The sequence below is a fragment of the Rhodococcus sp. JS3073 genome, from assembly GCF_026810085.1.
In the GTDB taxonomy this organism is placed as follows: domain Bacteria; phylum Actinomycetota; class Actinomycetes; order Mycobacteriales; family Mycobacteriaceae; genus Rhodococcus_F; species Rhodococcus_F wratislaviensis.
Map to the genome: position 1 here is coordinate 6,534,218 of NZ_CP113951.1, position 12,118 is coordinate 6,546,335.

A 12,118-nucleotide genomic window follows, 5' to 3' on the forward strand; every position below is an offset into this window, starting at 1 on the left:
TGGCTCCTGACCTTCAGTGCGCGACGGCGGCGGCGCCGTGCTCGTCGACGAGGGCGCCGGTGACGAACCGGTCGAGGCTGAACGGCGCGATGAACTCGTGCGGTTCGTCGTTCGCGATGGTGTCCGCCAGACACCAGCCCAACCCGGGGGTGGCCTTGAATCCGCCGGTGCCCCAACCACAGTTGAGGTACACGTTGTCGTAGGGGGTGCGTCCGACGATCGGGGAGGCGTCGGGGCACACGTCGACGATGCCGCCCCAGGTGCGCAGCAGATGCGCGCGGGCGAAGACGGGGAACAACTCCACCGCGGCCGCCATCTGGCGCTCGATGATGTGGAACGCGCCGCGCTGGCCGTACCCGTTGTAGGAGTCGACACCGGCGCCCATCACCAGTTCACCCTTGTGCGCCTGCGAGACGTACACGTGGATGGCGTTGGACATCACGATGGTCGGGTGCACGGGCTCGAGCAGTTCCGAGACCAGCGCCTGCAGCGGGTGGCTCTGCACGGGGGTGCGGATGCCGAGCATGTCGGTGAGCGTCGAGGTGTGCCCGGCCGCGCACAGCGCGACCTGACCGGTCGCGATGTCGCCGCGGGTGGTGCGCACCCCGGTGACCTTGTTGCCGTCGGTGACGAACCCGGTGACCTCACAGTTCTGGATGATGTCGATGCCCGCCTCGTCGGCGCGGCGCGCGAATCCCCAGGCCACGTAGTCGTGCTTGGCGATGCCGGCGCGCGGCTGATACGTCGCGCCCATCACCGGGTAGCGAATGTCGCTCGAGATGTTCACCAGCGGGCACAGCTTCTTGACCTCGTCGGGTCCGACCCACTCGGCGTCGATGCCGTTGAGCTTGTTGGCCTCGACACGGCGGACGCTGTCGCGGACGTCCTGCAGGCTGTGCGCGAGGTTGAGGACGCCGCGCTGGCTGAACAGGATCGGGTAGTCGAGGTCGTCCTCGAGACCCTCCCACAGCTTCAGGGCGTGCTCGTAGATCTTGGCGCTCTCGTCCCACAGGTAGTTCGACCGGATCAGCGTGGTGTTGCGGGCCATGTTGCCCCCCGCGAGCCAGCCCTTCTCCAGAACCGCGACGTTGGTGATGCCGTGGTTCTTGGCGAGATAGTGCGCGGTGGCGAGGCCGTGCCCGCCGCCGCCGACGATCACGACGTCGTACGACTTCTTCGGTTCCGGGTTGCGCCACAGGAAGTCGGGGTGGTCGGGCAGGTGGGCGCCGGGTGGCTGGGTGGCACTCATCAGTTTGCCTCCGTGAGGTCGGGGTACAGCGGGAAGCGCAGCGCGAGGGCGTCGACGCGGCCGCGGAGTTCGTCGAGTCCGGCCTCGTCGGTGGCCGGTCGCAGCGCGTAGCTGATGATGTCGGCGACCTCGGTGAACGCGTCCAGGTCGAAACCGCGGGTGGCGAGCGCGGGGGTGCCGATCCGCACCCCGGAGCTGACCATCGGCGGACGCGGGTCGAACGGTACGGCGTTGCGGTTCACCGTGATACCCACGCGGTGCAACCGGTCCTCGGCCTGCTTGCCGTCGAGCTCGGATTCGCGCAGATCCACCAGCACCAGGTGCACGTCGGTGCCGCCGGACACGACGCTGATCCCCGCCGCGCGGGAGTCGGGCTGCAGCAGCCGGTCGGCGAGAATCTTCGCGCCGGCGAGCGTGCGTTCCTGGCGCTCCCGGAACTCGGGCTCGGCGGCGAGCTTGAACGAGACGGCCTTGCCGGCGATGACGTGCTCGAGCGGGCCGCCCTGCTGTCCGGGGAACACCGAGGAGTTGAACTTCTTGGCCAGTGCCTCGTCGTTGGTGAGGATGACGCCGCCGCGCGGACCGCCGAGCGTCTTGTGCGTCGTCGACGTGACCACGTGGGCGTGCGGGACGGGGGAGGGGTGCAGTCCGGCGGCGACGAGTCCGGCGAAATGCGCCATGTCGACCATGAGGTACGCGCCGACCTCGTCGGCGATGCGCCGGAACGCGGCGAAGTCGAGCTGGCGGGGATAGGCGGACCAGCCGGCCAGGATCAGCTTCGGGCGGTGCTCACGCGCGAGACGCTCCACCTCGTCCATGTCCACGAGATGATCGTCCTCGCGGACGTGGTACGCGGCGACGTCGTAGAGCTTGCCCGAGAAGTTCAGCTTCATCCCGTGGGTGAGGTGACCGCCGTGCGCGAGGTCCAGGCCGAGGATGCCGTCGCCGGGCTTCAGCAGTGCCGACATCGCGGCGGCGTTGGCCTGCGCCCCGGAGTGCGGTTGCACGTTGGCGAACTTCGCGCCGAACAGCTCGGTGAGGCGGTCGATGGCGAGCTGCTCGATGACGTCGACGTGCTCGCACCCGCCGTAGTAGCGGCGTCCGGGGTAGCCCTCGGCGTACTTGTTCGTCAGCACCGACCCCTGCGCCTGCATCACCGCGAGCGGGGCGAAGTTCTCGCTGGCAATCATTTCCAGGGTGCCCTGCTGTCGCTCGAGCTCGGCCGCGATCGCCCGGTGCACGGCGGGGTCGAGATCGGCGAGCGAATGAGTCAGCGTCGGGTTCGCTGCTGCCACCTCGGTGAGGTGTGCGGTGTCCACGGTCATGGTTCGCCTTTCTGGAAGGTCAGTTGACTTTGAACTGATATATCAACTGGAAAGTAGAGTAAGGTCAGCACCGGACAAAGGTCAATAGCTCCGGAAAATCAGGGAGACGGAACATGAGCCTGGCGCATTCATCGGTCGCGGACACGGCATCGAACGGCGGCACCAACGCCGACCGCGCGTACGAGATCGTGCGCGAACGCCTGGTCATGCTGGACATCCGGCCCGGCGAGCCGATCAACGACGACCGTCTCGCCGAGGAACTCGGATTCGGCCGGACACCCGTGCGGGAAGCGCTCAAGCGCCTCGAGCGGGAACGTCTCGTCGTCGCCTACCCGCGTCGCGGCACGTTCGCCACAGCCGTCGACATGACCGATCTCGCCGACATCTCCGAGATCCGCAAGCAACTCGAACCGACCGCGGCGGCCCGGGCGGCGCGGACGGCGTCCCAGGACGCGCGGGCCCGGCTGTCCGCGCTGGCCGACGAGATCGCCGAGATCGCCGACAGTGAAGACCCGCGCGACGTCCTGCGCAAGGACGTGCGCGTGCACCGCGAGATCTACCGCGCGTCCGGGAACCCTCACCTCGAGGACATCCTCGTCAGCCTCGACGCGCACGCCACCCGCATCTGGTGCCTCTTCCTCGACCGGCTGCCCGACGTCGCGAGCCACGTCCGCGAGCACGTGGCCCTGCTGCGGGCCATCGTCGACGGCGACGAGGACACCGCCTCGTCGCTGACCCTCGCCCATGTCGCCGGCTTCGAGAAGGCCATCCGCGACCTGCTGTAGGCGCTTCGCGCCCGTGAGTGGTTAACGAGTCCAGGGACTCGTTAACCACTCACGGGCGGCGGAGCCGCCTCAGCTGAACACCACCGTCCGATGACCGTGCAGCAGGACGCGGTTCTCGCAGTGCCAGCGCACGGCCCGCGACAGCGCGAGGGCCTCGGCGTCCTGCCCGACCGTGGCGAGTCGCGCCGGGTCGAAGGAGTGGTCGATGCGGATGACTTCCTGCTCGATGATGGGACCCTCGTCCAGATCGGGTGTCACGTAGTGGGCGGTTGCCCCGACCTGCTTGACGCCGCGATCGAATGCCTGGTGGTAGGGCTTGGCGCCCTTGAAACCGGGCAGGAACGAGTGGTGGATGTTGATGGCCCGTCCGCGCAGTGCCCGGCATGCGTCGTCCGACAGGACCTGCATGTACCGGGCGAGGACCACGAGGTCCGCATCGAACTCGTCGACGAGTTCGAGGAGCCGGGCCTCCGCCTGCGGCTTGGTGGCCGGCGTGACCGGGACGTGGACGAACGGCAGCCCGGCGGCTTCGGCCATCGGGCGCAGCACCTCGTGATTGGAGACGACGGCGACGAGTTCGGCGCCGAGGTTGCCTGCGCGCCAGCGGAAGATGAGGTCGTTGAGGCAGTGGCCCATCTTGGAGACCATGACGATCACCCGGGGTAGGTCGCTGCCGTTGAAGTTGAACGTCATGCCGAATTTCGCGGCGACGCTCCCGAATTCGGCTGTGAGGCGCTCGATGTCGACGTCTTCTGCCGACACGAACGACGTGCGGAGGAAGAACGCGTCGCTCCGGGTGTCGTCGAACTGCTGGTGCTCGGCGATATCGCAGTTCTGCTCGAAGAGAAAGGAGCTGACTGCGTGAACGATCCCGGGACGCTGAGCGCAGCTGAGCGTCAGGGTGAAGGTCTGGGTCATGTGGGTCTCCTCGATGCCGGACCAATTGAGGTGTCAGTCCGAGCGAACTGATATATCAGAATGGCCCATGCTATTTCAGGCGGGACGAGCGGGTCAAGGGGTGGAGACGGAGTCAGGCGCTGCTTCGGGCTCCGGCGAGCAGGGAGTCCGATCGAGTCTGGGCGTACTGGGTCGCGGCGGCGTCGACCGTGTGGTTGAGCAGCAACGCCGTGGTCACCGGTCCCACCCCTCCGGGGACCGGGGTCAGCGCGCCGGCCCGACCGTCGACGGCTGCGGCGTCGACGTCACCGAGCAGTTGCCCGTCCGCGGTCGCCGTGGTCCCGACATCGATGACGACGGCGCCGTCGGCGACGTGGTCGGCCGTGATCAGTCCGGGAATGCCGACCGCGACGACAAGGATGTCGGCGTCACGGGTGCCCGCGGCCAGGTCGGTGGTGTGCCGGTGGCAGACGGTCACCGTCGCGTTGCGCTGCACGAGCAGATGCGCGACGGGACTTCCGACGACAGTCGATCTGCCGACCACCGCGGCCGTCCTGCCGTGCGGGGAGATTCCGTGGTGATCGAGGAGCGCGATGACGGCCTGTGCAGTGGCGGGCGCGAACGCGGGCAGACGCGCGACGAGACGGCCGAGGCTGACCGGATTCGCGCCGTCGACGTCCTTCGCGGGGTTGATCGCCTCCCGCAGTGCGTCGAGGTCGGTGCCGTCCGGCAGGGGTGTCTGCAGGATGATTCCGTGGACGTCCGGGTCGTGGCCGAGTTCGACGAGCGTGCTGCGGATCTGCTCGGTCGACGCCACGGCGCCGAGATCGACGATGTCGCAGAGGATTCCGGTGCGCTTGGCGGCCGACGCGATGGAACGCACGTACCAGGCGGTCGATTCGTCGTCGGTGGCCTGCACGACCGCCAGCTTGGGCCGGACACCGATTTCGGCGAGGGCCGCGGCGGCGACGGATGCGTCGTTGCGGATGGAGGTGGCGAGTTCGGCTCCACCGAGGCTTCTGGTCATGAAGTCAGCTGCTTTCGTACTCGTGTCGTGACGGCGTCGGCACGCTCGACGATCGCGTCGACGCCGGACAGGCACTCGGTGAGGGCCCGGCGGGTGTCCGCATCGGTGATACCCGGCAGGTTCACCTCGATGTTGACCCGGGCGGTGGTGGCGGCTGCGCGGGCGGCCTCGGCGGCGGCCGCGACGTCGCTGACGACGGTGCGGTTCGCCACCGGCAGCAGGACGTCGGCGAGCGCGACGACGTCGCCTGCCGCGACCACCACCTCGGCGGGGACCGCGGCCGCGCCGGCGAGGGCGCTCGCGATCGCCGACGTGCGCGTTCCGGATTCGTCGTCCGTGTCCTGGGGGAGCCGGTAGGCGTCGATGACGGCCGTGAATGCTGCCATGTCGTCCTCGGCGAACTGCAGTGCCTTCTCGCGGAACGCATCCGCGGACGCGCAGATGCGTTCGACGAGCATCCCGTGGTCGGCGTACCTCTTGCCGGTGGTGTAGCGGGCGACCATCGAGACCAGCGCGGCGGCCTGGCCGAGGTGGAGCGCGCCGGTCGCGCCGCCGCCGGGTGCGGGAGTTCGATCGGCGAGCGAATCCAGGAATCCGGCGATCGTGTCGTCTCGGAGGGTCATGACCGGATCTTCTTCATCTCGGGGTCGACGAGCGGCTCGGCCACGACGGTGGCCGGGATGCGGCGTCCGAAGTACTCGATCTCCACCGGGGTGTCGACGGTTGCGTTCGCGGGAAGCCAGGCGTAGGCGATCGGCGCCCCGACCGTGTGACCGAACGCGGCGCTCGTGACGTATCCGGCGGGCTGTCCGTCGACGAACACCGGCTCGTGGCCGAGGACCACGGACGTGCGGTCGTCGATCATCAGGCACGCCAGGCGCCGCTCCACCGTCTCGTCGGAGACGCCGTCGAGCGCGTCGCGCCCACGGAAGTCGCCCTTCTGCAGTCGCACCGCGAACCCGAGACCGGCCTCGTAGGGGTTGTGCTCGGTGGTCATGTCGCTGCCCCACGAGCGGTAGCCCTTCTCCATCCGCAGGCTGTTGAACGCGGCGCGGCCGGCGGCGATGACGTCGTACTTCTGCCCCTCCGCCCACAGCAGATCCCACAGGCGCAGACCGTTGTCGGCGGACGTGTACAGCTCCCAGCCGAGTTCGCCGACGTACGACAGGCGCATCGCCGTGACGGGCACCCCGCCGATGCGGACCTGCTTCGCACGGAAGTACTTGAAGTTCTCGTTCGTGAAGTCGTCGGAGCTCAGTGCCTGCACCAGATCCCGGGCGCGCGGACCCCACAGCCCGATCCCGCACGTGCCGCCGGTGATGTCCCGGATCTGCACGCTGCCGTCGTCGGGGGACTGCCGGCGGAAGTAGTCGAGGTCGAGGTTGCCGTTGGCGCCGACCTGGAAGACGTTGTCGGACAGTCGCGTGACGGTGAGGTCGCTGCGGACGCCACCGGCGTCGTCGAGCGCGAGCGCGTAGGTGACCGACCCGACGGACTTGTCCATCTTGCCGGTCGTCAGCCGGTCGAGCAGGGCCAGTGCGCCGGGGCCGCTGATCTCGAGGCGCTTCAGCGGTGTCATGTCGTACATCGCCACGGACGTGCGGGTGCGCCAGGCCTCCGCCGCGGCGATGGGGGAGTGGAACATCGCCGCCCACGGTTCCCGGGCCGGCGGCTGCCATTCGGCCGGAAGGTCCTGCACCAGATGGGCGTTGGACTCGAACCAGTGCGGGCGCTCCCAGCCGGAGCTCTCCAGGAACACGGCGCCGAGTTCCTTCTGGCGAGCGTGGAAGGGGCTGACCCGCAGGTCGCGGGGAGACTCCTTGGGCTGCAGCGGGTGCAGCACGTCGTAGATCTCGACGAAGTTCTGCTGCGACGTCTCGCTGACGTAGTCGGGTGCGAGCTGGATCTCCTCGAAGCGGTGCACGTCGCAGCCGTGCAGTTCGACCTCGGAGCGGCCGTCGACGAGCAGTTGCGCGACGGCCCGGCCGACACCGGCGGAGTGCGTCACCCACACTGCCTCGGCGATCCAGAACCCGGCGACGTCCGGGGACTCGCCGATGAGCGGTCCGCCGTCCGGGGTGAACGAGAAGACCCCGTTGAAACCGGCGTCCAGTTTGGCGGATTCGAGGCACGGCAGCAGCAACTTGCTCTGTTCCCACGACGGCGCGAAGTCCTCTTCCGTGAACGGCAGCATCGACGGCATGTCGGAGGCGGACACGTCGTCGCTCTCGTCCAGGTCGCGGAGGTTCACCGGCATCGGGCGGTGGGCGTACGTGCCGATGCCGAGACGGTCGACGTGCTCACGGAAGTACAGATCCTGGTCCTGGTGGCGCAGGATCGGGAAGCCGGCCTCGGCGAGTTCGGTATTCCGCCCGACGAGTTCGGGAATCTGCTCGGTCTTCGCGTACTGGTGCGCCAGGGGGAGCAGCGGAACGTCCATGCCCACCATCGCGCCGATGTCGGGACCCCAGAAGCCTGCGCAGGACACCACGATGTCGGCGGGGATCACACCGTCCGGGGTGGCGACGCCGGTCACCTTGCCGCCGCTCTGCTCGATCCCGATCACCTTCGTCGAACCCTGGAACACGGCCCCGCGGGCTTCGGCGCGCCGGGCCAGCGCGACGACGACGCGGGACGCCTTCGCGAGGCCGTCCGTCTCCACGTACAGCCCGCCGAGAACCCGCTTCTCGTCCAGCAACGGGTGCAGCTTCGCGCACTCGGCCGGGTCGAGGACTGCGCCCTCGATGCCCCAGGACGTGGCCCAGCCCTGCTTGCGGTGCAGATCGGCGAGTCGCTCGGGGGTGGTGGCCACCTCGAGCCCGCCGAGCTGGTTGAAGCACCATTCGCCGTCCACGTCGAGTCCGACGAACTTCTCGACCGTGTACCGGGCGAACTCGGTCATCGTCTTGGACGCGTTGGTCTGGAACACCAGGCCCGGTGCGTGTGACGTGGAGCCTCCGGTGAGCGGCAACGGTCCCTGGTCGAGCACCGTGATCCGATCCCAGCCGCGAGCGGTGAGCTCGTCGGCCAGATTCGCGCCGACGATGCCGGCTCCGATGATCACTACGCGCGGTGACCCCATGATGGTCCTCCTGGTTGGGTGGGTGCCTGTGTGTGGCGAAGTTGCGGGAGATTCGGTGTTCGGTGTGGGCTCGAACGGCGCCGGAAAAGACTGTGAATTGCGAAACGGATCGGACTGATCCGAACCAATGTCGACAACTGATATATCAACACATTAGGTCCGGAAGAGTGAGGGGGTCAACCCCGAATTGCGCGTAATTCCATGACGATTGGCTCCGGAAAAAGCACCAATTCCGCGATCGACCGTGGAAATGTGCACCGTGCGCGACGGTGATGACGCGGAACCGGGTGTGGATGGAGGTAACCGTCGCACGGTGATGTCGCCTATCCTGAAGTCGCGATGACTGAATTGGACGATAATTCGAATGGAGATCGGAGCCGGCCGTCCGGCGCTGTGCAGTCAGTGGACCGCGCGCTGGCGGTACTCGAAATCCTGGCGAGGCTCGGTACCGCCGGCGTCACGGAAATCGCCGAGGAGTTGGGTGTCCACAAGTCGACCGCGTCGCGCCTCGTTGCCGTTCTGGATTCGCGAGGCTACGTCGCGCAATTGAAGAACCGGGGAAAATTCCAGCTCGGCAATTCCATCGTCCGGCTGGCCCGCACCGCGTCGCCGGACGGCGATCTGGTGCGGCAGAGTCAGGAATTGTGCGCCGAACTGGCGGAAACTGTCGGTGAGAGCGTCAATGTGTCGATACTCGACGGCAATCGATCGGTGAGCATCGTCAAAGCGGACGGTCCGTCCGGCGTCGGTACCAATACCTGGGTGGGTCAAAGCAGCCCGGCGCATGCGACGGCGAGTGGAAAATTGTTGCTGACGGAATTGTCCGACAGCGAACTCGCGGAGCGCGTGGGAGAAACTCCGATTGCTCTCACGGAGAAAACAATCACCGATGTGCCTGCGCTCGTGGAATCGCTCAAAACCATTCGCGAGCGCGGCTGGGCGGAGTCCGAGGAGGAACTCGAACTCGGGTTGAACGCGGTGTCCGTCCCGATCCGCGACTACACGTCGAAAATGATTGCCGCTCTGAGCGTGTCCGGCCCCGCCTACCGGCTGCTGCCGGAACGGTTCGAGGACGTCGCCCGCGCTGCACTCGACACGTCCCAGCAGATCAGCAGCCGATTGGGCTATGCCGTCACGTAGCGCCGGCATCAGGCCCGCGACCTGGCGAGTTGCTTCTTGTACCGGGTGAACAGCCGGGGACTGTTCATCGCGAAGACGCCCACGGTGTCGCCGTCCCGGTCGTAGGTGGCCACGAACGTGCCGGTTCCGGGATCGCCGTCGACGAACCGGACCTCGTCGGTGCTGTGTCTCGTCCCGGCGAACTGCAGCATCTTGCCGTACTGGTGGGACCAGAAGTACGGGATCGCGACGGGTCCGGACGGTGTGGCCATGATCGTGTCGGCGACGGTGGCGGCCTGGGCGACGGCGTTGCTCCAGTGTTCGCTTCTGTGGTGCACCTGGTGGGTGTCGTCGAAAGTCCGTGCGCAGTCGCCGATCGCGTACACGCCGGGCACATTCGTGCGGCACGACGAGTCGGTGAGGAAACCGTCTTCGATCATCAGTTCCGAATCGCTTGCCCATTCGACATTGGGGACGGCCCCGATTCCGACCACCACGGCGTCCGCGGGGAGGATCGTTCCGTCGCTGAGCTGGACAGCTTCGACCGCGTCGTCGCCGAGTAGTGCGGCGACGACTGCCCCGGTGAGCAGCCGGACACCGTGCGCGGCGTGCTGTCCTGCACAGATCGCCCCGAGTTCGATGCCGAGCGGGCCTGCCAGGGGTGTCGGTGACGCCTCGACGACGGTGACGTGCAGGCTCATGCCGGCCGCGCTGGACGCCACCTCCGCGCCGATGAAACCGGCTCCCACGATCACGAGGTTCTGCGCCCGTGACAGCGAATCACGCAGTGCGCGTGCGTCGTCGACCGACCTGAGTGTGTGAACTCCGGCGAGACCGGAGTGTCCGGGGAGGGTCCGGGCGCGCGCGCCCGTCGCGACGACGACGGCATCGGCGTCGAAGTGGGACCCGTCGTCGAACGTGACGCGGTGGAGCCCGTCCGGGGAGCGAACCAGGCCGGTGGCCGTTCTGTTCATGTGCCATTCGACGTCGAGTGTGTCGTCGTCGCTGTTCATCAACAGCAGATCCTCGTCGGTCAGGTGGCCGGTGAGGAATTCCTTGGACAGGGGCGGCCGGTCGTAGGGCAGGGACTGCTCGCTGCCGGCCACGACGAGGCGGCCGGTGTATCCCTTCTCCCGCAGTGCGCGGACCGCCGACAGTCCGGCGAGGGAAGCGCCCAGTACCACAATGGAATTCGGGACAGTGTTCATCGGGCGTCGCCCTTCTGGTCGAGATGAAGCAGCACGGTGCCGTCGACGATCGACACGTCGTGTGTGCGGACAGCGATCTTGGCCGGCGGGCCCGAAGGAACTCCGGTGCGGAGGTCGAAGCACGCCTCGTGGAGCGGGCACTCGACGGTGCAGCCTTCGACCCAGCCGTCGGCGAGGGAGGCGTCCTGGTGGGTGCAGGTGTCGTCGATGGCATACAGACCGTCGGAGGTGTGGAAGACGGAGACGGGAGCCATGCCCGGCGGGGTCACCGTGACGACCTCGCCGACGGGCAGTGTCACGAGTTCGCACACGGGGAAGGCCGTGGCGCCGGGGTGGGTCACAACTGGGGAATCGTTATCGAGAATCACTCGATACCTCCGAAAGCGTCGGGGTGGAGGGACAAGTTGTGGAGCGGTTGTTGCGCTATGCGCGACGACTTGCAAGCTGTGCAACACAATGCTCTCCGGTGCTGCCCCGCGGTGTCAAGCATTCGCGTGTAAAAACTGCGTTCCGCAAGTCGGTGGGCATAACCTCGGGGCATGAGTGAATCCGAGGCGACGGCGCCCGCGGCCCAGAGCGCAGAAGGAAAGGCGAAGACCGTGCACGCGGTGGAACGTGCCATCGACGTGCTCGAGATAGTCGCGGCAGAAGGCCGTGTCGGCGCCTCGGAGATCGCCGTGCGTCTCGGCGTGCACAAATCGACCGTGTCACGCCTGATCGCATCGCTGCAGCAACGCGGATTCGTAGAGGAAGCGGGCGTCCGCGGCAAATACCAGCTCGGATTCGCGGTCGTGCGCTTGGCCGAGGCCACGGTCGCGCAGAGCGGGCTCGTCGAGGTTGCGCAGCCGGAGTGCGATCGCCTGGCCGACGCCTTCGGGGAGACGGTCAATCTCGCCGTGCTGGATGGTGCGGCGACCCTCAACGTGCTCGAAGCCCGCAGCGATCGCCACGTCGCGCTGCGTACATGGGTGGGTCAGGTGACCCCGGCGCACGCGACCGCGACCGGCAAGATTCTGGTCTCGGAACTGACGTCCGGCCAGCTCCGAAGCCGGTTGGGACCGCAATTGAGCGCACTCACGCCCAACACGATCACCGACTTCCGGGCGTTCGACGTCGAACTCGAGCACGTGCGGTCGCGCGGGTGGGCGTCCACGGCCGAGGAGCTCGAAGCGGGGCTCAATTCCATCGCCGTGCCGGTGCGAAGCAAGGTCACCAACCGGATCGTCGCGTCGATCTGTGTGTCCGGTCCGGAGTACCGGCTGGCGCCCGAACGGTTCGAGGCGGTGGCGCTCGAACTCGCCGACGCGGTTGTGCGGATCGAAGCGCAGCAATCCGTCGGCGCGGGTGACTGAGCGCCCGGAAGTGCTTCTCCCTCAAGGCGGGACGAACGGATAGTCCCGTTTGCCCGGGTTTCGGCCGTCCGCGG

General features: G+C 67.6%; 11 protein-coding genes. 3 read left to right on the forward strand and 8 right to left on the reverse strand.

Translation table 11 applies throughout. From position 1 onward, the window contains the following. Nucleotides 1-13: 13 nt before the first annotated feature. Together OYT95_RS29645 and glyA are read right to left on the reverse strand one after the other, a co-directional pair. Nucleotides 14-1,249 carry a sarcosine oxidase subunit beta family protein gene (locus tag OYT95_RS29645; protein WP_105413446.1) on the reverse strand — a complete coding sequence of 412 codons (1,236 nt, stop codon included), beginning with the start codon at nt 1,247-1,249 and terminating at the stop codon, nt 14-16. After that, entirely contained in the window at nt 1,249-2,574 is a 1,326-nt protein-coding gene (glyA, locus tag OYT95_RS29650; RefSeq protein ID WP_052032837.1) for a serine hydroxymethyltransferase, read from the reverse strand. Before glyA ends, OYT95_RS29645 begins: the two co-directional genes overlap by 1 nt. Before the next feature lie 113 nt (nt 2,575-2,687). Between glyA and OYT95_RS29655 the strand changes: the two genes are divergently transcribed. Next, entirely contained in the window at nt 2,688-3,359 is a 672-nt protein-coding gene (locus OYT95_RS29655) for a GntR family transcriptional regulator (RefSeq protein WP_037226748.1), read from the forward strand. A gap of 69 nt (nt 3,360-3,428) precedes the next feature. Here OYT95_RS29655 and purU read toward each other — a convergent pair whose 3' ends face one another. From purU to OYT95_RS29675, 4 genes are all read right to left on the reverse strand, one after another. Further along, the gene (gene purU / locus OYT95_RS29660) at nt 3,429-4,277 is read right to left on the reverse strand and encodes a formyltetrahydrofolate deformylase (RefSeq protein ID WP_037226750.1); all 849 of its coding nucleotides are present in this window, start codon (nt 4,275-4,277) and stop codon (nt 3,429-3,431) included. Between the two features lie 112 nt (nt 4,278-4,389). Next, nucleotides 4,390-5,283 carry a bifunctional 5,10-methylenetetrahydrofolate dehydrogenase/5,10-methenyltetrahydrofolate cyclohydrolase gene (locus tag OYT95_RS29665; protein WP_268789825.1) on the reverse strand — a complete coding sequence of 298 codons (894 nt, stop codon included), beginning with the start codon at nt 5,281-5,283 and terminating at the stop codon, nt 4,390-4,392. Continuing rightward, nucleotides 5,280-5,906: a cyclodeaminase/cyclohydrolase family protein gene (locus OYT95_RS29670; RefSeq protein WP_268789826.1), complete on the reverse strand. Its 627-nt coding sequence runs from the start codon at nt 5,904-5,906 to the stop codon at nt 5,280-5,282. Before OYT95_RS29670 ends, OYT95_RS29665 begins: the two co-directional genes overlap by 4 nt. After that, nucleotides 5,903-8,365: a GcvT family protein gene (locus OYT95_RS29675; protein ID WP_268789827.1), complete on the reverse strand. Its 2,463-nt coding sequence runs from the start codon at nt 8,363-8,365 to the stop codon at nt 5,903-5,905. Before OYT95_RS29675 ends, OYT95_RS29670 begins: the two co-directional genes overlap by 4 nt. Nucleotides 8,366-8,704: 339 nt before the next feature. Here OYT95_RS29675 and OYT95_RS29680 point away from each other — a divergent pair, with 339 nt between their 5' ends. Then, nucleotides 8,705-9,505: an IclR family transcriptional regulator gene (locus OYT95_RS29680; protein ID WP_037226757.1), complete on the forward strand. Its 801-nt coding sequence runs from the start codon at nt 8,705-8,707 to the stop codon at nt 9,503-9,505. 8 nt (nt 9,506-9,513) lie between these two features. On the opposite strand, the gene OYT95_RS29685 is transcribed toward OYT95_RS29680, so the two are convergent. Continuing rightward, entirely contained in the window at nt 9,514-10,692 is a 1,179-nt protein-coding gene (locus OYT95_RS29685) for an NAD(P)/FAD-dependent oxidoreductase (protein ID WP_037226759.1), read from the reverse strand. Beyond that, the gene (locus tag OYT95_RS29690) at nt 10,689-11,033 is read right to left on the reverse strand and encodes a bifunctional 3-phenylpropionate/cinnamic acid dioxygenase ferredoxin subunit (RefSeq protein WP_037226760.1); all 345 of its coding nucleotides are present in this window, start codon (nt 11,031-11,033) and stop codon (nt 10,689-10,691) included. The genes OYT95_RS29685 and OYT95_RS29690 overlap by 4 nt, the downstream gene beginning before the upstream one ends. A gap of 198 nt (nt 11,034-11,231) precedes the next feature. Here OYT95_RS29690 and OYT95_RS29695 point away from each other — a divergent pair, with 198 nt between their 5' ends. Further along, entirely contained in the window at nt 11,232-12,044 is an 813-nt protein-coding gene (locus OYT95_RS29695; RefSeq protein ID WP_128641659.1) for an IclR family transcriptional regulator, read from the forward strand. Nucleotides 12,045-12,118 lie beyond the last annotated feature (74 nt).